This is a genomic window from Enterobacter sp. Crenshaw (assembly GCF_024734705.1).
In the GTDB taxonomy this organism is placed as follows: domain Bacteria; phylum Pseudomonadota; class Gammaproteobacteria; order Enterobacterales; family Enterobacteriaceae; genus Enterobacter; species Enterobacter asburiae_B.
Window position 1 is genome coordinate 2,447,693 of the sequence record NZ_CP102932.1, and the last position, 23,661, is coordinate 2,471,353.

Annotated in this window: 21 protein-coding genes and 1 pseudogene; 6 read left to right on the forward strand and 16 right to left on the reverse strand. The window is 57.0% G+C overall.

Features of this window, described 5'->3' with window-relative positions; genetic code table 11:
• Window positions 1–28: 28 nt before the first annotated feature.
• The 9 genes and pseudogenes from NWV12_RS11745 to NWV12_RS11785 all read right to left on the reverse strand — a co-directional run bounded on the left by NWV12_RS11745 (window position 29) and on the right by NWV12_RS11785 (window position 9,038).
• The gene (locus NWV12_RS11745) at window positions 29–646 is read right to left on the reverse strand and encodes a glutathione S-transferase family protein (protein WP_048978820.1); all 618 of its coding nucleotides are present in this window, start codon (window positions 644–646) and stop codon (window positions 29–31) included.
• A 233-nt stretch (window positions 647–879) separates the two neighbouring features.
• Window positions 880–1,767, reverse strand: coding sequence for a transporter substrate-binding domain-containing protein (locus NWV12_RS11750; protein ID WP_048979194.1), 888 nt, complete (start codon window positions 1,765–1,767; stop codon window positions 880–882).
• 9 nt (window positions 1,768–1,776) lie between these two features.
• Window positions 1,777–2,550, reverse strand: coding sequence for an amino acid ABC transporter ATP-binding protein (locus NWV12_RS11755; protein ID WP_047060962.1), 774 nt, complete (start codon window positions 2,548–2,550; stop codon window positions 1,777–1,779).
• A complete protein-coding gene (locus NWV12_RS11760) occupies window positions 2,534–3,460 on the reverse strand; it encodes an amino acid ABC transporter permease (protein WP_048979193.1) in 927 nt (308 codons plus the stop codon). The genes NWV12_RS11755 and NWV12_RS11760 overlap by 17 nt, the downstream gene beginning before the upstream one ends.
• Before the next feature lie 9 nt (window positions 3,461–3,469).
• Window positions 3,470–3,979 carry a GNAT family N-acetyltransferase gene (locus NWV12_RS11765; protein WP_032656866.1) on the reverse strand — a complete coding sequence of 170 codons (510 nt, stop codon included), beginning with the start codon at window positions 3,977–3,979 and terminating at the stop codon, window positions 3,470–3,472.
• A 9-nt stretch (window positions 3,980–3,988) separates the two neighbouring features.
• Window positions 3,989–6,252 (reverse strand): annotated as a pseudogene (locus NWV12_RS11770) (NtaA/DmoA family FMN-dependent monooxygenase).
• 16 nt (window positions 6,253–6,268) lie between these two features.
• Complete coding sequence (locus NWV12_RS11775; RefSeq protein WP_039262859.1) at window positions 6,269–7,390, reverse strand: M20 peptidase aminoacylase family protein; 1,122 nt, start codon at window positions 7,388–7,390, stop codon at window positions 6,269–6,271.
• On the reverse strand, window positions 7,387–8,388 hold the full coding sequence (locus tag NWV12_RS11780) for an LLM class flavin-dependent oxidoreductase (protein WP_048979191.1): 1,002 nt from the start codon (window positions 8,386–8,388) through the stop codon (window positions 7,387–7,389). The genes NWV12_RS11775 and NWV12_RS11780 overlap by 4 nt, the downstream gene beginning before the upstream one ends.
• Before the next feature lie 110 nt (window positions 8,389–8,498).
• Entirely contained in the window at window positions 8,499–9,038 is a 540-nt protein-coding gene (locus NWV12_RS11785; protein ID WP_048979190.1) for an AAA family ATPase, read from the reverse strand.
• A 345-nt stretch (window positions 9,039–9,383) separates the two neighbouring features.
• Between NWV12_RS11785 and NWV12_RS11790 the strand changes: the two genes are divergently transcribed.
• A complete protein-coding gene (locus tag NWV12_RS11790; RefSeq protein ID WP_048979189.1) occupies window positions 9,384–10,919 on the forward strand; it encodes a methyl-accepting chemotaxis protein in 1,536 nt (511 codons plus the stop codon).
• On the opposite strand, the gene NWV12_RS11795 is transcribed toward NWV12_RS11790, so the two are convergent.
• A complete protein-coding gene (locus NWV12_RS11795) occupies window positions 10,916–11,314 on the reverse strand; it encodes a cupin domain-containing protein (RefSeq protein ID WP_048979188.1) in 399 nt (132 codons plus the stop codon). The genes NWV12_RS11790 and NWV12_RS11795 overlap by 4 nt on opposite strands.
• A 112-nt stretch (window positions 11,315–11,426) precedes the next feature.
• Between NWV12_RS11795 and NWV12_RS11800 the strand changes: the two genes are divergently transcribed.
• Entirely contained in the window at window positions 11,427–12,323 is an 897-nt protein-coding gene (locus NWV12_RS11800; RefSeq protein WP_048979187.1) for a LysR family transcriptional regulator, read from the forward strand.
• A 322-nt stretch (window positions 12,324–12,645) separates the two neighbouring features.
• Window positions 12,646–14,142: an L-asparagine permease gene (gene ansP, locus NWV12_RS11805; RefSeq protein ID WP_048979186.1), complete on the forward strand. Its 1,497-nt coding sequence runs from the start codon at window positions 12,646–12,648 to the stop codon at window positions 14,140–14,142.
• Window positions 14,143–14,190: 48 nt separating this feature from the next.
• On the opposite strand, the gene NWV12_RS11810 is transcribed toward ansP, so the two are convergent.
• Entirely contained in the window at window positions 14,191–15,252 is a 1,062-nt protein-coding gene (locus NWV12_RS11810) for a YncE family protein (RefSeq protein WP_048979185.1), read from the reverse strand.
• Between the two features lie 242 nt (window positions 15,253–15,494).
• Between NWV12_RS11810 and pqqU the strand changes: the two genes are divergently transcribed.
• Entirely contained in the window at window positions 15,495–17,609 is a 2,115-nt protein-coding gene (gene pqqU / locus NWV12_RS11815; RefSeq protein WP_101744561.1) for a TonB-dependent receptor PqqU, read from the forward strand.
• Between the two features lie 119 nt (window positions 17,610–17,728).
• On the opposite strand, the gene NWV12_RS11820 is transcribed toward pqqU, so the two are convergent.
• From NWV12_RS11820 to NWV12_RS11830, 3 genes are all read right to left on the reverse strand, one after another.
• Entirely contained in the window at window positions 17,729–18,397 is a 669-nt protein-coding gene (locus NWV12_RS11820; protein WP_023311981.1) for a GntR family transcriptional regulator, read from the reverse strand.
• A gap of 254 nt (window positions 18,398–18,651) precedes the next feature.
• On the reverse strand, window positions 18,652–19,692 hold the full coding sequence (locus NWV12_RS11825) for an NADP-dependent oxidoreductase (protein ID WP_048979183.1): 1,041 nt from the start codon (window positions 19,690–19,692) through the stop codon (window positions 18,652–18,654).
• Window positions 19,693–19,757: 65 nt separating this feature from the next.
• Complete coding sequence (locus NWV12_RS11830; protein ID WP_023311983.1) at window positions 19,758–20,333, reverse strand: helix-turn-helix domain-containing protein; 576 nt, start codon at window positions 20,331–20,333, stop codon at window positions 19,758–19,760.
• Between the two features lie 148 nt (window positions 20,334–20,481).
• Between NWV12_RS11830 and NWV12_RS11835 the strand changes: the two genes are divergently transcribed.
• Complete coding sequence (locus tag NWV12_RS11835; protein WP_048979182.1) at window positions 20,482–21,000, forward strand: GNAT family N-acetyltransferase; 519 nt, start codon at window positions 20,482–20,484, stop codon at window positions 20,998–21,000.
• Window positions 20,997–21,446 carry a DMT family transporter gene (locus NWV12_RS11840; protein ID WP_048979181.1) on the forward strand — a complete coding sequence of 150 codons (450 nt, stop codon included), beginning with the start codon at window positions 20,997–20,999 and terminating at the stop codon, window positions 21,444–21,446. The genes NWV12_RS11835 and NWV12_RS11840 overlap by 4 nt, the downstream gene beginning before the upstream one ends.
• Window positions 21,447–21,449: 3 nt before the next feature.
• Here the strand turns inward: NWV12_RS11840 and NWV12_RS11845 are convergent, their stop codons facing one another.
• Together NWV12_RS11845 and NWV12_RS11850 are read right to left on the reverse strand one after the other, a co-directional pair.
• Window positions 21,450–21,683 (reverse strand): YdcY family protein, encoded by a 234-nt coding sequence (locus NWV12_RS11845; protein WP_048979180.1) that lies wholly within the window; start codon window positions 21,681–21,683, stop codon window positions 21,450–21,452.
• Between the two features lie 101 nt (window positions 21,684–21,784).
• Window positions 21,785–23,383 (reverse strand): ABC transporter substrate-binding protein, encoded by a 1,599-nt coding sequence (locus tag NWV12_RS11850; protein ID WP_048979179.1) that lies wholly within the window; start codon window positions 23,381–23,383, stop codon window positions 21,785–21,787.
• Window positions 23,384–23,661 lie beyond the last annotated feature (278 nt).

A 23,661-nucleotide genomic window follows, 5' to 3' on the forward strand; every position in this document is an offset into this window, starting at 1 on the left:
TCCAGTTGTGAGTCAGGGCTCCACGTTATCAGATAATACCGTTGGCCTTTAACACCTTGTGCAGTTCCGGCAGCTGGCATACGGTGTCCGCAATAGACGTAAACCTCGGCGTATTGGTCGCAAACCAGTCATGGCGAGGTCCCCAGGTTCGCGCCACCGCGATATACGCATCCAGCAGCGTCAGCCGTTCACCCAGCGCAAACGGGGCGGCCTTGAGCTGAGTTTCGAACCACAAATAGAGGGACTTCCGGTATTCGATGCAGTTTTTCTGCAGCTGTTCAGGCGCATCCGGCGCCCAGCGTTCGGGATAGTCCGCATACGTAAACGTGGGATAGACGTTGGCCACAAACCAGATCAGCAAGCGCTGAAACTGCTGGCGTTCGGCCTGCCCCACGGGCGGCGCGAGATCGGGGCATCTGTCGAGCACCATCAGGGCAATCGCCGCCGTTTCGGTCATGATGGCGCCATTTTCCAGCTCCAGCGTGGGCACCTGACACAGCGGGTTGAGCTTTTGCAGCAGCTCGCGCTGCGGGCCGGGCTGGTCAAACCCGTCCACGTTGATAAATTGATAGGGGATATCGGCCAGGGTTAGCATCACTTCACCGATCGCCGAGCCCCAGCCGGGTACGCCATAGAGTTTAATCATGTTGCCTCCGCAGGGATGAAAACCCTAAGTGTATACCCGTCATACTTCAAGTTGCAGGTGCGTTGGCTGCACTCACTCACCCCAGTCACGTACTTGTGTACGCTCCCGGGGATTCGTTCCCTTGCCGCGTTACTCGGCCTGTAGCCTCGCCCCTTCGGGGCCAGCGCAAGCGCTGTTCAAAACGGCAAGCCGTTTTGTCCTGCAACTCGAATTATTTTGGGTATAGAGCACCATTAGTAGGTTATCCCAGGCGGGTTGACCTCCGACTGCGCCACCGCTTCGCCCTGCTCGCCCCAGCGCGCCAGCACCTTCTGGTAATCACCCCGCTTAATCGCGCCGTCCAGCACGGCCTGCAGCGCGTACACCAGCTCATTGCCCTTTTTGGTGGTGGTGGCGACATAGGCTTTTTTCGGCCCTAAACCGACGACGCGGGTTTTGCCCGTGAGCGCAGCCTTATAGGCCGATACCGACTGCGGGCCGAAGAACACGTCAGCCCTGCCGGACTGAATATAGAGATTGCCCGAGGCATCGTCGTGGAGATAGACCGGCAGCGCAGGCGCCCTTCCCGCCTTTTTGTTCTCTTCGTTCCAGCCCAGCAGGATGCGTTCCTGATTCGTACCAGAGCCGACGATCACCTTTTTCCCGGCCAGATCTTCCGCGCTTTTGATTGACTGAATCTCGCTGGTGGATTTCACCGAAAACGCCAGCGAATCGACGCGGTAGGTCGCAAAATCAAATTTCTCTTTACGCTGTTCGGTCACCGCAATGTTCACCAGCGCCACGTCGTAGCGCCCGGAGGCGATCCCGAGCGGCCAGTCTTCCCACGCCGTCGGCACCAGCTTCAGCTTTAGCCCCAGGCTGCCCGCCAGCAGGCGGGCGATATCCGGGTCGCTGCCGATGCGCGTGCGGTTATCGCTGGCCAGCAGCGCCAGCGGCGGAGAATTCAGCGCCGAAACGGCGACCGTCAGCGTACCCGGCACAACGAATTTGTAATTGGCGGGGATCTTCCCCACGGCCTGACGATCCACCGTCACCGGCAGCGGCTGCTCGTTGGCTTTCAAATCAATGCTGGCGTGGCTCGCCGTCGTGAAGACCAGCCCCGCCAGAAGTCCATATTTCATTGGCGCTCCTTACAAGACTTTGGAGAGAAACTGGCGCGTTCGCGCATGTGACGGACGGTTTAATACCTCGTCACTGCTTCCCTGCTCGACGATTTTTCCGTCGACCATAAACACCACCTGATCCGCCACTTCACGGGCAAAGCCGATCTCGTGGGTCACTACCACCAGCGTGGTGCCGGACCGGGCCAGCTTTTTGATCACGTCTAACACTTCCCCCACCAGCTCCGGGTCCAGCGCCGAGGTGGGCTCATCAAACAGCATCACGCGGGGACGCAGCGCCAGCGCGCGGGCAATGGCAATACGCTGCTGCTGCCCGCCGGAGAGATGACGAGACCAGGCATCGGCTTTATCCCGCAGCCCGACCACGTCCAGCAGGCTGTACGCCCTTTCCACCGCCTCTTTTTTGCTGAGCTTTTTATGCGCGATGGGCGCCTCAATCAGGTTTTCCAGCACCGTGAGGTGCGGAAAGAGATTGAAGTTCTGAAACACGTAGCCCACGTTGACGCGCTGCTTGAGGATCTCCTTCTCCTTCAGCTCATAGAGCCTGTCGCCCTGACGGCGATAGCCGATGTAGTCTCCGTCGATCTGAATAAAACCTTCATCAACGCGCTCCAGGTGGTTAATGGTGCGCAGCAGCGTCGATTTGCCGGAGCCGGACGGTCCGAGGATCACCGTCACGGACCCGGGCGGGATCTCCAGCGAAACGTTGTCGAGCGCCTTATGGCGACCGAAATACTTGCTGACGCCGGTAATCGAAATATGTCCTTCAGGAGAGGCTTGCATGGACGGGCTCCTGTGCTGGCGTGGTGGTGACAGAACGGGTGCGATGGACGGCACGGTTCTGGTTAACGGCAGAGCGGCGTTCGCTGCGGGCAAGCGCGCGCTCGACGCCATACTGGATAGCGGACAGGACGGTGGTGATCGCCAGATACCACGCGGCACCGACCATCAGCAGCGGGATCACCTCCTGCGTGCGGTTGTAGATCATCTGGATGGTATAGAACAGCTCCGGCATCGCCAGGACGTACACCATCGCCGTGCCCTTGGCGAGGCTGATGATTTCATTGAACCCCGACGGCAGAATGGTGCGCAGCGCCTGAGGCAAAATGATGCGCACCGTGCGTCGCCAGGCCGGCAGACCGAGCGCGGCGGCGGCCTCATACTGGCCGTGATCGACCCCGAGGAATCCGCCGCGAACGATCTCGGCGGTATAGGCGCTCTGCACCAGGGTGAGCCCCACCACGGCGGTAGAAAACTGACCCAGCACGTTGATGGTTTCAAAGCTGCCCCAGGTGATGCCGGTGAACGGCACGCCGAGCGAAAGCGTGTCGTAGAGATAGGAAAAGTTGTAGAGAATGATCAGCACCACGATCAGCGGCAGCGACCGGAACAGCCAGATGTAGGCCCACGCCAGGCTGCTCAGCAGCCAGGATGAAGAGAGTCTCGCCAGCGCCAGCATGCCGCCAAGCACCACGCTCAGCGCGGTGCCGATCAGCGTCAGCAGCAGGGTCTGCCCGACACCTTCGAGGATCACTGGGTCAAAGAACCAGCGGGCAAACACCGCCCACTCCCAGCGCGGGTTAAAGGCCACGGACTGAATCACGACCGCCAGGACAAACAGCGCCACCGCGGCGCCGACGGCCCGCAGCGGATAACGCGCCGGGACCACCTTAATGGTTTCAACGTTGCTCATCGTCGTTCCTCATGCGGTTTTACTGAACGCTTCGCGTACCAGCGTTTTGGTGAAGCGCAGCCGACCGTCAAACGGCGGCTGGCTGTACTCTTCCGGATCGCGGTTCAGATCGAACTGCGCCTGATAGCCCTGGCTGAGATAGAGCCGTACCGCTTCCGGCTGGCGAAAGCCGGTTGTCAGGTATATTTGGCTGTACCCTGCCAGCACCGCCCTGCGCTCAAGCTCCTGCACCACGCGCCCGGCAAGCCCCTGCTGACGCAGGGTTTTGTCCGTCCAGATGCGTTTGATTTCCGCGGTGCGTTCGTCGAAAGGTTTGTACGCGCCGGTGGCGATAATCTTCCCGTCGCGCTCAAGTACAATAAACAGCCCCTGCGGCGCTAAATACCACTCTGTAAGCTCAACTTCCGCGTCTTTGGAGAAGTAGTCCCCGTAGCGGGCGGCATATTCACCGAACAGCCCCTCGATAATGGGCTGAAGCTCGGCGTCTTCCGGTGAAACATCACGAAATCGTTCGCTCATCACGCCTCCTTAATCGCCCAGGCCAGCCGGGTTCACTTCTGACTGAGGAATACGCTCAACGCCTTCCCCCCAGCGGTTCAGCACTTTGTCGTAGTCGCCGTTTTTGATCACGCCGTTCAGCGCGGTTTGCACCGGCTCAACCAGCCCGCTGCCTTTCTTCAGCGTGACCGCGATGTGCGCCGCCTTCGGCCAGCCGCCGTCGACGCTACCCACCAGTTTGGTTTTCCCGTTCAGCGCCGCTTTCCAGGCGCCAATCACGTTCGGGCCAAAGTAGGCATCCGCGCGTCCGGACTGCAGGGCCAGCGTTTGTGCCGCATCGTCTTTGGTGTATATCGGGGTAAAGGGCTTCAGACCTTTCTTGAGGTTTTCGGCATTCCAGGCCAGCAGGATGGCCTCCTGGTTGGTGCCGGAGCCGACGATAATCCGCAGCCCGGCGATGTCTTCCGCCTTCTGCAGCGACTTGATCGGGCTGGTTGATTTCACGTAGAACCCGAGGGAATCTTTGCGGTAGGTGGCGAAATCAAACTTCTCTTTACGCTCTTTGGTGACGGTGATGTTGCTGATGGCGGCATCATATTTCCCGGAAGCCACGCCCAGCGGCCAGTCTTCCCAGGAGGTTGGCACCACGTTTAGCTCCAGCCCGAGGCTGTCAGCGACCAGACGGGCGACGTCAACCTCGCTTCCCAGCAGCGTTTTGTTGTCGTCGGAAAACACCGTCAGCGGCGGTTGATTGAGGCCCGCCACCGCCACGGTAAATTTCCCCGGCACGGCAAAGCGATAATCTTTCGGCAGCTGTGCCACCGCCTCGCTGTTTTTGACGGTATTAACCGGCGTTTTATTGGCCTCGATGCTCACGCCGGTGCCGTTAATATTCACATTCTCTGCCCAGACGGCAGGGGTAAAGGCCAGCGCGAGCGCCAGAATAAGCGTTGTTTTCTGCATAGCGGGGTTCTCTTTTATTGTTGTGTGTATTGGTTTTTAGGTTCGTCTAAGCCGAGGCTTTCGCGCAGCGTGGTACCCGGGTAGTCGGTACGGAACAGGCCGCGCGCCTGTAAAACGGGCACCACCTGGTCAACAAAGCGCGGGAAGGTGTCCGGCGTGCCGCCCTGAATGATGAGGCCGTCTGCGGCATAGCCTTCAAACCAGGCCTGCAGGCCGTCGGCCACCTCTTCCGGCGTACCGGAAAAGCGCGGGCGCGGCGAGGCGGCTTCCAGCGCCACCTGACGCAGGGTTAAGCTGCGCTCGCGGGCGTTACGCTTAATTTCATCAGTGGTGCTGCGGAAGCTGTTTTTGCCTAAGTCGCCGATATCCGGGAACGGCTCGTCGAGCGGGTACTGGCTGAAATCGTGATGTTCGAAATAGCGTCCGAGGTAGTTGAGGGCATCGTTAATCGACACCAGCGCCGCCGTGGTTTGATACTGGTTTTCCACGTCATCGGCGTCTTTACCCACAATCACGCTGACGCCCTGGAAAATATGTAAATCTGACGCGCGGCGTCCGTTACTTTCCAGCTGCTGCTTCACGTCGCGATAAAACGCTTTTGCCTCATCGAGGGTCTCGTGATGGGTAAAAATGGCATCGGCATGTTTCGCCGCCAGCTTTTTCCCGTCGTCCGACGCGCCCGCCTGAAAGACAATCGGCCGCCCCTGCGGCGTTCGACCAATATTCAGAGGACCGGCGACCTGGAAGAAATCACCGTGGTGGTCCAGGGTATGCAATTTTGCCGGGTCAAAAAACTGACCGCTCTCTTTGTTGCGCACAAAGGCGTCGCCTTCCCAGGAATCCCACAGCCCTTTCACCACGTCGAGATATTCATCCGCAATGCGATAGCGCAGCGCGTGCTCGGGATGTTTTTCACGGGAAAAGTTCTTCGCTGACCCTTCCAGCGGCGAAGTCACCACGTTCCAGCCCGCGCGACCGTTGCTGAGGTGGTCGAGGCTGGCGAACTGGCGCGCCGTGGTGAAGGGCTCGCTGTAGGAGGTGGATAAGGTTCCCACCAGCCCCAGGCGCGAGGTGATGCTGGCGAGAGCGGATAACACCGTCAGCGGTTCAAAGCGATTTAAAAAATGCGGGATCGATTTCTCGTTGATATAGAGACCGTCGGCAACGAATAAAAAATCGAGTTTGCCCTCCTCCGCCTTTAACGCCGTCGCTTTGACGAAATCAAAATTGATGCTGGCATCGGCGACGGCCTCAGGGTGACGCCAGGCGGACATATTTCCGGATGCACCATGCAAAATGGTCCCGAGCCGCAGTTGACGATGTGCAGACATATTCACCTCTCCAGAATTAAACGTGTTGCAGGGCTTTTTCCGCAAGCTGTGCAAAATAGCGGGCAGCGGGCTCAATTAATGCCTCATCCGGATTGAATGCCGGATGGTGTAAACCGTACGGGCTGTTGCTGCCGATGCTGACAAACGCCCCCGGGATCTGCTGCAGATAGACCGCAAAATCTTCCCCGCCCATATGCAGCTCGGCGTGCCGGGTTTCGTAGCCTGCTTCTCTGGCGACCGAGGTGGCGAAATCGGCCCAGCGCTCGTCGTTCACCAGCGCGGTGGGCCCGGCATACCAGGTGATATCAATCTGCGCGCTAAAGGCGCTGGCAAACCCGGCGGCGATTTCGCCCACGCGGGCTTTCACGTTCTGCTGCACTTCCGTGCGGTGGGTGCGCAGCGTGCCTTCCAGCTCGACGCTTTCCGGCAGCACGTTCCAGGTGTTACCGCCTGCAATGCGCGTCACGCTCAGCACCACCGAATCCAGCGTATTGACGTTGCGGCTGGCGACGCTTTGCAGCGCCGTCACCAGCTGGCTCGCCAGCACGATGGCGTCGTTGCCTTCGTGCGGACGTGCGGCGTGCGCGCCCTTACCGGTAATGCGGATCACGAAGCGATCGACGTTGGCATAAAACGGCCCGCCTCGGGTAGCGAACTCACCGACCGGCAGGCCGGGCTCGTTATGCATGCCGAAGATGGCGCTGACGTCGCGCAGGGCGCCGGCCCGCACCATGCTCTTCGCACCGCCAAAGTTCTCTTCGGCAGGCTGAAACAGGATCCGCACCCGGCCGTTAAGCGACGCTTCCCGCTCTTTCAGCTTTAACGCGGCGCCGAGGATCACGCTGGTGTGGATATCGTGTCCGCAGGCATGCATTACGCCTGCACGCTGGGAGCTAAACGGCACGCCGCTGCGCTCTTCAATCGGCAGGGCATCAATATCTGCGCGCAGCGCAATCAGTTTGTTGCCCGAGCCGATTTCCGCCACCAGCCCGGTCGACAGGTCGTAAGGCTGCGGGGTGATCCCGGCATTCGTCAGCCACTGGCGCAGACGCGTTGTGGTTTCCACTTCCTGGCCGGAGAGCTCCGGGTTCTGGTGCAGCTCGCGACGCCAGGCAATCAGCTGTTCGCCAAAGCTCATACGGTGACCTCCTTGTTAAGACGCGCCTCGGCAAGCAGGCGCAGCGACGCGACGCGCGTTGCCCCCTCCGCGACCGGCGTGTCGATGATAAATTCGTCAATGCCCCACTTTTCATGCAGGGCGTTAAGCTGTTCGAGCACCGACTCAGCCGTACCCGCCAGCAGCGACTGCGCCCGACGTGCAATGCGCACCGGCTCGCTGCCCGCCTGGCGCGCAAAGGCGTAGGCCTGCTCTTCGCTGGCCACGGTGACACGCTGGCCGTTTGCCAGCTCAACGCCCCACACTTCGACCTTCTGCGCCAGGGCATCCGCCTCGGCCTGCGTCGGCGCAACGATCGCCTGTACCGCCACAATCACGTCCCGCGCGCTGTTCTTACGCCAGGTCGAAACCACCTCGCGCAGCAGGTCCGGGTCACCGTTCAGATGCGCGGCAAAGACAAAGTGCCAGCCGAGCCCGGCGGCCAGCAGCGCGCTATCGATACTCGCGCCCAGCAGGAAACCCTCGGCAGGCAGCGGCGGCAGCGGCGTGGCGCGAACGGCCTCTTCATGAGACTGATGCTCAGGACGGATCCAGCGATCGAGCTGGACCAGCTGTTCGGCGAAGCTGCCCTTTTCCTGTTGATTCAGCCCCTGCTGCAGCGCGCGGGTTGAGAGCGGCAGCCCGCCGGGGGCTTTTCCGACGCCGAGATCCACGCGGCCGGGCGCCAGCGCGGCCAGCACGTTGAAATTCTCGGCGACTTTATAAGGGCTGTAGTGCTGAAGCATCACGCCGCCGGATCCGACGCGGATGCGCGTGGTTTGCCCGAGGATCCAGGCAATCAGCAGCTCCGGCGAGGGGCTGGCAAGGTGGGGAGTGTTGTGGTGTTCGGCAATCCAGAAGCGGTGATAGCCCAGATTTTCTGCCTGCTGCGCCAGCGCCAGCGTACGCGCCAGTGCATCGGCAGCCGTTTCGTTTTCAGCGATGGGGCTTTTATCCAGAATGCTGATTCGCCATGACATGTTGCGTTCTCGTTTGACTTAACATGTCGACATTATTAAAGGCGCATTTCACCACTGAGAAACAATTAATTTACATTTAGTTTGCCGGAAATCAGATATATAAAACCACGCTAAGAATAAGACTTTAAGTCGGCAATCAGCGTTTTTCCCTGCTCGCGCCGGGTAATGCGGACGAAGCGAATATGCCCATACTGCGGGTTTTGCAGATCGGCTTCATAACGCGTGCGGTTGTTACGCCAGGTTTTCATCGTCCAGATGAGAATGGACTCTCTGCTGAAGAACGCGCGCCGGAAACTCTCTTTGTTCCCGGTGCCGGGCCAGAGCTCGCGCTTATGCCAGGCGCGTTTGACTGCCCTGGTGACCGCCTGCCAGAGGGTGCGGGCAAAGCCATAATCCACCCACACCACAACGTCGACATTACGCCATTTCACCGGCCGCGTGCGGTTATAGTTGCCGTCAAGCACCCAGTCTGGCGAAGCCTGTAGCGCCTGCTCCAGCTTTTCCTGAAACACATCGTCCGGCGTTCCCTGCCAGTCAGGTCGCCAGTAGAGTCTGTCCATCTCGATATAGGGAATAGCCAGTTCGGTCGCAATCTGCTTCGCCAGCGTGCTTTTTCCGCTCCCGCTGGTCCCGATGACGTTAATTTTCACCTCAGCCTCACTGTGTTATCGAAAACTGACCAAATGATAGCGTTTTCATCCTGTTAACGAAACGCTATTTCAGCATGGCAATTTTTCCAGAGAGACGATCTCCCTCTTTCAGTTTGGGTTATGTCATTTATTTGCAGCGACTCCAGAATATGCCCCTGAAAATATTTTCATTTTTATTACATTCGAGAACATTAGCAGATTAAAAATAATGAACAATGGGTATTTCAGGCAGTCATAATTTCAGAGAGAATATGCAGCAGAGCGTTATATAAAAATAAACACATTACTCTTGCCGGAGCATTTTCCGGGCATTTTTTATTCTTGCACATCATCATGGAGTTACTCATGAGGCGTAACAGTCCCGTTACACAAAACGAGTATTTACTTAACGATGGTTCGACGTTAATGTCGACCACCGATACCAAAAGCCATATTACCTATGCTAATTCCGCTTTTATTGAAGCCAGCGGATATAAAGAAGAACATCTTCTGGGTGAGCCGCATAACCTCATCCGCCATCCCGACATGCCTGCCGAAGCGTTTGGCGACATGTGGTATACCCTGCAGCAGGGTGAGACCTGGACGGGGCTGGTGAAGAACCGTCGTCATAATGGCGACCACTACTGGGTGCGGGCAAACGTAACGCCTGTCTGGCAGGGTGGATCCCTGACGGGGTATATTTCCGTGCGAAATATACCCGCACGGGAAGAGATTGCGGCCAGTGAAAAACTGTATGCAAAAGTGCGTAATAACGAATTAAAACATTACCGCTTTTATAAAGGGTTACTGGTTCGGCGCGGTTTATTTTCGTTTATGTCGCTCTTTAAATGTCTCAGCACCAGTAAACGTATCCATCTGGGTATTGCGACGACGGCGTTACTCTCCTGCCTGGCGGTGTATTTATTCCCTGATAAACTTGTGCAGTCGGGAAGTCTGGCGCTGCTGTTTATTGCCCTGACCTATTATCTTCATGCGCAGATCGCCCGTCCGGTAAAATCTATTGTGCAACAGATGCAGCGCGTGGTTTCAGGACGTAAAACGGACTATTACCATTTTGACAGGATCGACGACATCGGGCTGATGATGCGCCTGGTGAATCAATCAGGTTTGAATCTGAATTCGCTGGTTGACGATGTCGGGGCGCAAATCAGCGGGATTGGCACCATCAGCCAGCAGGTCGCGAAAGAAGGTGCGGCGCTGCAGACGCGTTCAGAAGAGACCGCAGACTTTCTGCAGCAAACCGCGTCCGCGGTGGAAGAGATCGCCAGCGCGGTGGAGCAGACGGCAGAAACAGCGAAAGAAGCCACTGAGATGGCGGATCGCACCCGCGACAGCGCCCACCGCGGTGAAGCGATGATGAAAGAGACCATCGGTATGATGCAATCCGTGTCGCAGGATAACAGCCAGATCGTCGATATTATCAGCGTTATCGATCGTATCGCCTTCCAGACCAATATTCTTGCGCTGAATGCGGCCGTGGAAGCGGCGCGCGCAGGTGAAGCCGGGCGCGGATTTGCCGTGGTGGCGGCCGAGGTGCGCAACCTTGCGCAGCACTCCGCGACGGCGGCGAAAGAGATCAAAGCGCTGATTGAGAAAAACGTCGCCAGCGTCAACGCAGGCGTAGAGAAGGTAGAACAAACCGAAACGCAGCTGACGGTTATGATCGACAACGTGATGCGGGTCTCCTCCCTGATTAAGGAGATCGGCCACGCCACTCAGGAGCAAACCCAGGCGCTGACGCTCATCAACGCATCCATCTCCCGTATCGGCGCAATGACCCACAACAATACGGGGATGGTGGATAACGTCACTCACGCGGCGAATCACCTGACGCAGCGCACCACGCGCCTGCAGCAAGCGATTGCCGTTTTTGGCGGTTAGCCGTTCGGATACTGCTCGTCGGTGACTTTTTCCAGCCATGCAACCGGGCTGCCGTTAACGGATTCGGCGATGGCAATATGCGTCATCGCCGTATGCGCGCTTGCGCCGTGCCAGTGCTTTACGCCGGGTGGGATCCAGGCGATATCGCCCTGATTCAATATTTCCGCCGCTTTGCCCCACTCCTGTAACCAGCCGCGACCCTGCGTCACAATCAGCGTTTGCCCAAGGGGATGCGTATGCCACGCGGTGCGCGCGCCCGGCTCAAAGGTCACGGTTGCCCCGCCGACGCTGGCAGGTTCGCTCGCCTGAAATGGTGCGTCAATACGGACGGTGCCGGTGAACCAGGCTTCCGGTCCTTTTGCTGAAGGTAATGATCCGCTGCGGATAATTTTCATCTTATGCTCCTCGTTTACTGTTGCGTTAACAGTAGCGCAAAGCAATCCGGAGCATTAGTGTGCATAATCAGATAGGAAATATGATTGAAATTCATAAATAGAGGCAATCGCGATGCTAAAAAATAATTTCAACGACCTGCTCTCTTTTATGGTAGTCGCCCGCGAGCGCAGCTTTACGCGCGCGGCGGCGCAGCTGGGCGTCTCGCAATCGGCGCTGAGTCATGCCATGCGCAAGCTTGAAGCGCGGCTCGACGTTCGCCTTTTAACCCGCACAACCCGCAGCGTTGTTCCCACCCAGGCGGGTGAGCAGCTCTTTACGCGCTTAAGCCCGCATTTGATGGAGATTGAGCAGGAGCTCACGACGCTTCGCAGCGCACGCAACAAACCCGCAGGTTCTGTTCGCATCGTCGCCGGCGAGCATGCGATGGACGCCGTGCTCTGGCCGGTACTGAAGGCGTTTATGGTGCAGTATCCTGAGATTAACGTCGAAGTGACGGTAGATAACGGCCTGACGGATATCGTGGATGGCCGTTTCGACGCGGGAGTACGCCTGGGTGAACAGGTGGCAAAAGATATGATTGCGGTACGGATAGCGCCGGATATGCGCATGGCCGTGGTCGGTTCCAGGGATTATCTGGCTCGCTTTGGCGTGCCGCAGACGCCGGAGCAGCTTGCTGAACACCGCTGCATCAACATGCGCCTGCCCACGCGCGGCGGACTGTATCACTGGGAATTTGAACGCGACGGGCGCGAGCTTCGCGTTCGGGTTGATGGGCAGCTTACGCTGAGCAGCCTGTCGCAGCGCATCGACGCCGCTGAGAATGGCCTCGGATTAGCCTACGTGCCGGAGGCGTCGGTTCTGGGGGCGCTTAATCACGGACGGCTCGTCAGGGTCCTTGAATCGTGGTGCCCTACTTTCGAGGGGTATCACCTTTATTATCCGAGCCGTCGCCAGCACACTACCGCTTTCAGGTTACTGTTAGATGCTCTCCAGCAGTCAAAATCTTGACCACTTGGTAATAATTAAGAAATTCTGATGATTAAATAATCAACCCGCCAAATGTTTTGTCTAAAAACTCATCACGATTCAGCGTGTTGTGATCGCCGTCTGCTCTGACCACACGATTTCCTTCGACGTGCATCACTTTCGGCACGGTTATATTTTGCGTCGCTTATGAATTGCAGGTAGGATGCCTCGCCATGTTTCGCCTTATCCATACGCAGAATGACTGGGAAGGCGACATGTGTTTGCGCAGAAGCAATCGTTTGTATTGCGCTCTGCCAGGCAGGACTATCACGATAATGGTTCAGACAGGCAAACAGGTAACTCAATGAAAACAAGCAATAAAAGCGCAGCCGATCATCATGCTGCTAAACGTCGCTGGTTGAACTCCCACGAAGAGGGCTACCACAAAGCGATGGGCAACCGTCAGGTTCAAATGATCGCCATCGGCGGCGCTATCGGAACGGGTCTGTTTTTAGGTGCGGGTGCGCGTCTGCAAATGGCTGGCCCGGCTCTCGCCCTGGTCTATCTGGTGTGCGGGATCTTCTCTTTCTTCATTCTTCGTGCGCTGGGCGAACTGGTACTGCATCGCCCTTCCAGCGGAAGCTTCGTCTCTTACGCCCGTGAATTCCTCGGTGAAAAAGCGGCCTACGTTGCGGGCTGGATGTACTTCGTCAACTGGGCGATGACCGGTATTGTCGATATCACCGCCGTTGCGCTGTATATGCACTACTGGGGCGCGTTTGGCGATGTGCCGCAGTGGGTCTTTGCGCTTGGCGCGCTGGCGATTGTCGGCACCATGAACATGATCGGCGTGAAGTGGTTCGCGGAGATGGAGTTCTGGTTTGCGCTGGTAAAAGTGCTGGCCATCGTGGTGTTCCTGGTCGTGGGTACCGTCTTCCTCGGCAGCGGCAAGCCGCTGGACGGCAATGCCACCGGCTTCCATCTGATAACCGATAACGGCGGATTCTTCCCGCACGGTCTGCTGCCTGCGCTGGTCCTGGTTCAGGGCGTGGTGTTCGCCTTCGCCTCTATCGAACTGGTGGGCACCGCAGCAGGTGAATGTAAAGATCCGCAGACCATGGTGCCAAAAGCCATTAACAGCGTGATCTGGCGTATCGGTCTGTTCTACGTCGGTTCCGTGGTGCTGCTGGTTCTGCTGCTCCCGTGGACTGCCTATCAGGCAGGTCAGAGTCCGTTTGTGACCTTCTTCTCTAAGCTCGGCGTGCCTTACGTTGGCAGCATCATGAACATCGTGGTCCTGACGGCGGCGCTCTCCAGCCTGAACTCCGGTCTTTACTCTACCGGTCGTATCCTGCGCTCCATGTCGATGGGCGGTTCTGCGCCGAAGTTCATGTCAAAGATGAGCAAGCAGCAGGTTCCCTATGCGGGGATTCTGGCAACGCTGGTGGTTTACGTTTTTGGCGTGTTCCTGAACTATCTGGTGCCGTCCCGCGTATTTGAGATCGTTCTGAACGTGGCTGCACTGGGGATTATCGCTTCCTGGGCCTTCATTGTGGTCTGCCAGATGCGTCTGCGCAAAGCGATCAAAGAAGGCAAAGCGGCTGATGTGAGCTTCAAGATGCCGGGCGCACCGGTGACCTCCTGGCTCACCCTGCTGTTCCTGTTCAGCGTGCTGGTGCTGATGGCGTTTGACTACCCGAACGGTACTTACACCATTGCGACCATTCCGCTGCTGGCGGTACTGCTGATTGCCGGCTGGTTTGGCGTGCGTAAGCGCGTTCACGAAATTCACAGCACCGCGCCGGTTCATCACGACGATCAAAAACACGACGCACCGCTGGTGGAAGAAACCTCGCGTTAAGCGTCCGTAAGCATCAAAAAGGGAAGGCAAATGCCTTCCCTTTTTTATTTACAGCGCGATACGAATGACGTCGTCAGGCTGGGTGGCTTCCTGCTGGCGAGTGGATTTTTGTTTCACCGTCACGTACAGGGTTTTGCCATCCGCAGAGAGCGCCAGGCTGTTCGGGTAGACCGGCGTGTCGAAGGTTTTTGTGACCTTATACGTTTTCGCGTCAATCACGCTCACCTTACCGGCTTCACGGTGCGTCACATAGGCTTCATTGCGGGCCGGGTTAAACAGGACCGCCAGTGACTCCGGCGCGGCGATTTTCTCGATCACGCTGCCGTCTTTCAGGCTCACCACCAGCACTTCCGGCTGTTTTGAATCGGTCAGGAACGCGCGCTGGCCGGCGGTATCGAGGCTGAGGTTCAGGTAGAAGTGCTCTTTACCGTCATCCTGCACCTTTTTGCGGCTCAGGATTTTATTGGTGGCCGTATCAATGGTTACCAGCTCGCCGTCCGCATTCGTGGTGTACAGACGTTTTGCCTGCGCATCCAGCGCCAGGCCGGTGCTGTACGTACCGGTATTGGCAATGGTCTCTTTCAGCTTCAGCGTTGCGCCATCCACCACCCAAATCACGCTCTCTTTGCCGACGCCGGTGATGTAAATCGTGTTGCTCGCGTCATCCGCCACCAGCTGGCGCGGCTGGAGCGGTTTGACGGTTTCACTGCGCTGGCGTTTATCAAGCACCAGACGCCCTTTCACGTCGCCCGTTTTCGCATCGATGGCCGTCACCGCGCCGTTGATGGTGTTGCCAAACCACAGGGTTTGCGTCGCGCCGTCGAGCGTGGCGCCAAAGGGTTTGAGATCGCTATGAATCGCCTGCGTCACGTCCAGCGTGACCGGGTCAAGTCGATAGATAACTCCGCCCTTATCGGTTTTGCGGCTTTGCGAGGTCGCCACCCACAGCGCATTCTCCTGCTGGCTGACCGCCATTTCATACGCCCCTTTGCCCACCGCTTTACGCAGCACCTCTTCGGCGGCATGCACCTGGAACGTCCCGGCAAGCAGTAAAGTGGCAGACAGCAGTGACAGGCTCAGACGCGGCGAGCACAGATGACGTAAAGACATAACAATTCCTTTTTTGAAAAGAGGGGGTTGGGCTGACATCACTTCCGGCTGGCAACGTCATGGCATTGCCTTTTGATAATGAGAATGGTAATCATTAATGAACTGAATGTGGAGTTTTTCTTTCGCGCTTCGCCTTTCATTAACGCAATGTGCGGTTATAGTTTTCAAAACATTTACAAAACCTTTAACATGTATGGACATGTTCCATTTGGTTCGTTTATACACCACAACCGGTTTTATTCATGAAAATCATTTCTGCCCGTAAGGCTTCTCTCCCGCTGCTGCTGGTTCCCGTTATTTTCGCGCCGCTAACCGCAATGAGCGCGGAGGAACAGACCATGATCGTCAGCGCCACGCCGCAAACCGTATCGGAACTGGATACCCCGGCCGCGGTCAGCGTCGTCAATGGCGATGACATGCGCCACGCCGCGCCGCGCATCAACCTGTCTGAATCTCTTGGCAGCGTCCCGGGACTGCAAATTCAGAACCGCCAGAACTATGCCCAGGATCTCCAGCTTTCAATGCGTGGGTTTGGTGCCCGCTCAACGTTTGGCGTGCGCGGTATCCGTATGTATGTCGACGGTATCCCTGCCACCATGCCGGACGGACAGGGCCAGACGTCCAACATCGATCTCTCCAGCGTGGAGAGCGTTGAAGTGCTGCGCGGCCCCTTCTCTGCCCTGTACGGCAACGCCTCCGGCGGCGTGATTAACATCAACACCCAGACCGGTCAGCAGCCGCCAACCATTGAAGCCAGCAGCTATTACGGCAGCTACGGTACCTGGCGCTACGGCATGAAAGCCACCGGCACGATGGGTGACGGCACCCACGCGGGCGATGTGGATTACACCGTTTCCACCACCCGCTTCACCACCAAAGGCTACCGCGACCACAGCGGCGCGCGCAAAAACCTCGCTAACGCCAAACTGGGCGTGCGCATTGACGACGTCAGCAAGCTGACGCTGATTTTCAACAGCGTGGACATGAAAGCCAACGATCCGGGCGGGCTAAGCTATCAGGAGTGGCAGAACAATCCGCGTCAGTCTCCGCGCGGCGATCAGTACAACACCCGCAAGACCATCAAGCAGACCCAGGCCGGTCTGCGCTACGATCGTCAGCTCAGCACCCAGGACGATCTCAGCGTGATGATGTACGCCGGCGAGCGTGAAATGACGCAGTACCAGTCGATTCCGTATCAGCCGCAGCTGAAAGCCTCCCACTCCGGCGGTGTGATCGATATGCAGCGACACTATCAGGGCGTGGATACCCGCTGGACGCACCGCGGCGAGCTGCTGGTGCCGGTGACGTTTACTACCGGCCTGAACTACGAAAACCTGAGCGAAGATCGTCGCGGATACGAGAACTTCGTGATGAACAACGGCGTGCCGGATTACGGCGTGAAGGGTGATAAGCGTCGAAACGAACGTAACCTGATGTGGAACGTTGACCCTTACCTGCAAACCAGCTGGCAGCTGACGCAGAAACTGTCGGTGGATGCGGGAGTGCGCTACAGCTCGGTCTGGTTTGATTCCAACGACCATTATGTTACGCCGGGCAACGGCGATGACAGCGGTGACGCGAGCTATCACAAGTGGCTCCCGGCCGGTTCCGTGAAGTATGCGGTGACGGACGCATGGAACCTCTACGCTGCCGCAGGGCGTGGATTCGAAACGCCAACCATCAACGAGCTCTCCTATCGCGCCGATAACCAGGGCGGCCTGAACATCGGCCTGCAGCCGTCCACCAACAACACGTATGAAGTGGGCAGCAAAACCCGCATCGGCAATGGCCTGCTGACCGCGGCGCTGTTCCGCACCGATACGGATGATGAGATCGTGGTGGATGCCAGCTCTGGCGGGCGTACCAGCTTTAAAAATGCCGGTAAAACCCGTCGTCAGGGGGTGGAAGTCTCCCTCGACCAGCAGTTTGCCGAGAACTGGAAGCTGAAGATGGCGTGGACTTACCTGGATGCCACCTACCGGACTAACGTCTGCAGCGACGCAGACTGTAACGGTAACCGGATGCCGGGCATTGCCCGCAACATGGGTTACGCCTCGTTTGGCTGGCAGCCGGATGAAGGCTGGTACGCGGGTTCAGACGTGCGCTACATGAGCGATATCATGGCCGACGACGAGAATACGGCGAAAGCGCCGTCCTATACGGTGGTCGGGCTGAACACCGGGTATAAATTCAACTACGGCAGTTGGGGCATGGACGTCTTTGGCCGCGTCGATAACCTGTTCGATAAAGAGTACGCGGGCTCGGTTATTGTCAACGAGTCTAACGGTCGTTATTACGAGCCTGCACCAGGCCGTAACTACGGGGTCGGGCTGTCGGTCTCTTATCGCTTCGAGTAAGCGATAAGAAAAGTTTATTTAATTAATGAAATAACGCTCCTGATGGCAATAAACCATCAGGAGTTATTCACCAGATAAATAATTAGGGGCGAAATATAGTCGCTCTGCTAAATAATCTCTTAGTTAAAATATTGTCGCTGTAAAAGCAAATTCGCTTCATCAATCACCTTATCAATCGCCTTCTGGCAGGCAACAACATCTCTTCGCTCCAGGGCAGAAAGCAGTTCGTCATAGTGATATGTCGAGGCTTTGATGTCGTTAAGCTCCTGATGTAGATAGTTCATACAGGGCCCGATGCGCACCCAGAGCTGCTCAATTAATGCATTAAGCGTAGGCATTTCCGCATACTGATAAAGCGTAAATCGGAAGACGCGATTCGCATGCAATGCCTGCTGGACGTTCCCGTTGCGCATGGCCTCATGAAAGGCATCCGACAATTTGCGCAACGCCTCCAGTTTGCTATCAGACATATTCTGACAGGCCGCGGCGACCGCCATCGGCTCAAGCTGCTTGCGGATAGCGTTAATCTCGTTATAGCGCTCCAGCGTGACCTCCGGAACCAGAAATGCCTGCGCCGGCGTGGCGTGCAACGCCCCTGATGACACCAGCCGCAACAGCGCCTCGCGAACAGGGGTAATACTGGTTCCTAATTTATCGGCAATCTCTTTCGTAATCAGTCGTGCCCCAGGTTTGAGTGAGCCTGTAATTAACGCTCCTTTCAAACTGTGTTCAACTTGCATGGTAAGACTGACCCTTTGGGCTTTTTCTAAGTGGTCCAAATCAAGCATGTTCAATTCCTGTAGCTAAAACTTAATGCTATTTTTAAACGCCAGTTTTAATAAAACGACGCTGGTCCGATATATCCTGTATCGTCATGCCTGGTGGTGGGAAGTACGTAAAAACATCAAAAAAGCAAAGTTTGTTTTTTTATTGGTTTCGGGCCCATCCGGGAAGCGGGCGCGAAATGCCATGTTCATTAATTAAAGACAATATATCGTATCTTCACAAATAAATATGGCGGGAAACCCCGCCATAGTGCTGTTTATTTATTGTCACTCGCGACGCGAATCACGACTTTACCGAAGTTACGCCCTTCAAGCAGACCAATCAGCGCCTCGGGCGCGTTCTCCAGCCCGTCCGTTATCTGTTCGCGATAGTGAATTTTGCCCTCCTGCACCCAGCGTCCCATCGCTTCCTGGAACTCCTTAATGCGGTGACCGTAATCCTGGCCGATGATAAAGCCCTGCATACGAATGCGTTTCTTCAGGATGGTCGCCATCAGGAGCGGCAGGCGATCCGGCCCCTCGGGCAGGCCCGTCGCATTGTAGCCGCTCACCAGGCCGCACACCGGCACGCGCGCGGAGGTATTCAGTAACGGCAGCACCGCGTCAAATACTTTCCCGCCGACGTTTTCATAATAGACGTCAATCCCGTTCGGGCAGGCGCGTTTCAGCTGTTCGGCAAAGTCGGCCGCGTGGTGATCCAGACACAGGTCAAACCCGAGGACCTCAACGGCATGGCGGCATTTTTCAGCCCCACCGGCGACCCCGACCACCCGGCAACCTTTGATTTTACCGATCTGCCCGACGGTCGCGCCAACCGGGCCTGTCGCCGCGGCGACCACCAGCGTTTCGCCCGCTTTTGGCTGCCCGATATCCAGCAATCCCATATAGGCGGTAAAGCCCGGCATGCCCAGAATACCCAGTGACCAGGAAGGATGAGACGGATTTTCGCCCAGCTTCACCAGGCCGCTGCCGTCTGAGAGTTCATATTCCTGCCAGCCGCTGTAGCCCAGCACCCACTCACCCGGTTTGAAATCGGGATGATTCGACTGCTCAACGCGGCTGACCGTTCCCCCCACCATCACAGCGCCCAGCTCAACCGGTGGTGAATAGGATGGCGCATCGCTCATGCGCCCCCGCATGTACGGGTCCAGCGACAGCCAGACGGTGCGCAGCAAAAGCTGCCCTTCAGCCGGGGCGGGAACAGGCTGCGTTTCGAGACGAAAATTTTCCGCGACCGGCGCACCCTGAGGACGGGAGGCCAGTACCCAGCGGCGATTTTGCGAAACAGGTTGATTCATCGGGATCTCCTTCTGGTGCAAATGTCATTACAGCCTGGCTCACGATCGGCGTTATCGCATTAGCATTACGAGGCAGACTGGTTAAGCCGTACAACCAGATAGATGCAGGTTTCATTCGTTTCGTTGATGAACCGGCAATCATTTGGCGGCCCCAGCTCGAGACAGTCTCCGGCGTGCATTTCGTGGCGCGTATCGCCCTCCTGAAACACCAGCTCGCCGGACTGAAGCCAGATAAGCTGACGTGCCAGCGCGTAAGAAGATGCAGGCATCGGAACATCGCTGCCCGCGGGCAGTTCAACCTGAACAAGGTCGATGGGCAGATCGGTGCGGGGAGAAACATGGCGGCGGAGGTAGTGCGTCTGTGGGTCGCGCCAGACGGGCTGGTTTGCAAGGCGCAGCAGCTTGCCCTCCTGCATTTCGGCCCGGGCAATGAGCGTGGACATGCTGATGCCAAACGCGCCGGACAGACGGGCCAGCAAGGTGGCTGTCGGGCTACTGTCTCCGCGCTCTATCTTATGGATCATCGCGCGCGAGACCCCGGCCCGGTCAGCAAGCTCGCTCAGGGACCATCCGCGAGACTCGCGTTCAAGGCGAATTCTTGCGCTAATCCGTTGATTCATTGTGTCTGTTATGGTGTTCATGACGTCATACTATAGTGTATGAACGGCATTTCAATGGGCTTTTGATAACAAAAAAATATGGCTTATGCCGTAGCGATCGGGCGATACGATTGTGTAATATCGTAGGAATAACGTAATACTATAGTGAACAACACACAGAGGGTTAATCATGATCGTTCGTCATGCCTGCAAGGAAGACTGCGTTGCGATAGGCGAAATCTACAACCACGCGGTGCTGCATACTGCCGCGATCTGGAACGATAAAACCGTCGATACCGATAACCGAATCGCCTGGTTTGAGGCGCGCACGCTCGCGGGTTACCCGGTTCTGGTGAGTGAAGAAAACGGCGTTATCACCGGTTACGCCTCTTTCGGTGACTGGCGCGCCTTCGACGGTTTCCGTCATACGGTTGAGCATTCGGTCTACGTCCACCCGGACCATCAGGGAAAAGGCATTGGCCGCACGCTGATGATCGCGCTGATTAACGAGGCCCGCGCCATCGGCAAACACGTGATGGTGGCCGGTATTGAAGCGCAAAACCATGCCTCGATTCACCTTCACGAAACGCTTGGTTTTGTCACCACGGGGCAGATGCCGCAGGTGGGAACCAAGTTTGGCCGCTGGCTGGACTTAACCTTTATGCAGCTGCAGCTGGACGAGCGCAGCGATCCGGACGCCATCCCATGAATCAATCACTGACGCTGGCGTTTCTGGTGGCGGCGGGAATTGGTCTGGTGGTGCAAAATACCTTAATGGTGCGTATCACCCAGTCCTCCTCCACGATCCTTATCGCGATGCTGCTGAACTCCCTGGTCGGCATTGTGCTGTTTGTCAGCATTCTGCTGCTGAAACAGGGCGCAGCCGGATTCAGCGAGCTGGCCGCAACGGTACGCTGGTGGACGCTAATCCCTGGGCTGCTGGGGTCGTTTTTTGTGTTTGCCAGCATTAGCGGGTATCAGAACGTTGGCGCGGCGACGACTATCGCCGTGCTGGTAGCAAGCCAGCTGATTGGCGGGCTGGTGATGGACGTGCTGAGGAGCAACGGCGTTCCGCTGCGCGCCCTGATTGGCCCGGTATGCGGCGCGGTGATGCTGGTCGTCGGGGCCTGGCTGGTGGCGCGACGCCAGTTTTGAACGTTACAGTATGGTGCCGCCTTTGGTCAGCTGTTCCTCACGCGCGTCCAACTCCTCTTTATGCTGCTTACCGTGGTGCGAAATCGCGGTACGCAGACGCTGCTGCTGGGTGTAGCGTTCTTCACGGCTGAGATCTGCGTCATCGCTTAATTCGATCAGCAGTTCATTCATATGGGTGATGACGCCCTCTTCAATAGCGGCATCGACACGGGCGGTAACTTCGCTTAAATGTGACATTGTCACTCCTTGTTATGTGCCCGGTGGCGCTACGCTTACCGGGCCTACGGGTGCCAGATGTAGGCCGGGTAAGGCGTAGCCGCCACCCGGCGATAAAACGCTTAGTTCAGCTTCGCCTTAGAGAAATCGCTGCCCATCAGGCTCACGCTGTATCCGGTCACGTTGCTGCGGGTTGCATAGAACGTTTTCCCGTTTGCCAGCGCGATCCACGGCGCCTGCTGGTAGAAAATCTCCTGCGCCTGGCCGTAGAGTTTCGCGCGCTCGGCCGGGCTGCTGGTCAGCTTCGCTTTTTGCACCAGATCATCATAACCCTTATCGCACCAGCGCGCGGCGTTGGATCCGGTTTTAATGCTGTTGCAGCCCAGCAGCACGTCGGCAAAGTTGTCCGGGTCGCCGTTATCGGACATCCAGCCAAACAGCGCGGAGTCATGTTCGCCTTTACGCATTCCGGAGAGATATTCCCCCCACTCGTAAGAGACAATTTTGGCCTTCACGCCGACTTTCGCCCAGTCGCTCTGGATCATCTCTGCGATACGGCGCGAGTTCGGGTTATACGGACGCTGAACCGGCATTGACCACAGCGTGACTTCCGCCCCCTTCTCCAGCCCCGCCTGCTTCAGCAGCGCTTTCGCTTTTTCAGGATCGTAGCTGTAGTCCTTCAGGTCTTTATTAAAGCCCATCATATTTGGCGGGATCGGCGATTTTGCCACCGTACCGGACCCCATAAAGACCGCATTGACGATAGCCTTCTTGTCGGTCGCGTAGTTAAGCGCCTGGCGCACCAGCACGTTATCAAACGGTTTTTTCTCGGTGTTAAACGCCAGATAGCCGACGTTTAGCGCATCGACCGAGTGCAGCGTCAGGTCTTTGCTGTTCTTGATGGCGTCAAACTGAACCGGGGACGGTGCAGGAATGATCTGGCACTCGTTGGTCTGCAGCTTCGCCAGACGGGTTTCCACGTTTGGCGTGATGGAGAAGATGAGATGCTTCGTCGGCACCTCGCCTTCCCAGTAGTTCGGGTTAGCAACGTAGCGAATCAGCGAATCCACCTTGTACTGCTGCAGGACATAAGGCCCGGTGCCAATCGGCCAGGTGTCCACGTTTTCAGGCGTGCCTTTTTTCAGCATCGCGTCGGCGTATTCGGCGGAAAGAATGGAGGCGAAATCCATCCCCCAGTCGGCCAGAAACGCGGCGTTAGGCTCGCTGAGGGTGAACTGAACGTGATAGTCGTCGACCTTTTTCACGTCCTGAATCAGCTTATCGAGCCCGACGTCGTTAAAGTATTCGTAGTTGCCCTGCGACACGTTGTGATACGGGTGTTTTGGGTCTTTCTGACGCAGAACCGAGAAAATAACGTCATCGGCGTTAAAGTCGCGCGTCGGTTTGAAGTATTTATTGCTGTTGAACTTCACCCCTTTGCGCAGGGCAAAGGTATACGTCTTACCGTCCGGCGAAATCGTCCAGGACTCCGCCAGCGACGGGACCGGGGTGTTTTTCACCGGGTCAAAATTGATCAGGCGGTTGTACAGCACCTGAGAGCTGGCCACAAAAGACGGGCCAGAGCTGGCGATTTGCGGGTTGAAGGACTCGGGGGACGCTTCAGAACAGTAAATAAGGGTGTCGTTGTTTGCCGCCCATGCGGCACCTGCTGGTAACAGCGCGCTCAGCGCAAGGGCGAGCAGTGTTTTCCCTGTAGACATGGTTATAACCCTGACAGTTTTATTATATAAGACAGTAATAACAGCACAGGCGATATGACCTGGCAAATAACGAAACACTATCAGGTTATTCTAAAGCCGCGTTTTTTGCTGTTTTAACAGCCAGCGCCCGAAAAGGTGATTTGCCTTAAGGCCCATTATTCGTCAAGCACAACCGTCACTTTCTATGCCGCAAGAAATCGGTCCTTTTAGCGTCTCTTCCCCCGTTTGGTTGCTTCCTCGTTTCGTTAAAGTAACGGTGTGAAGAAGTATATGGGATC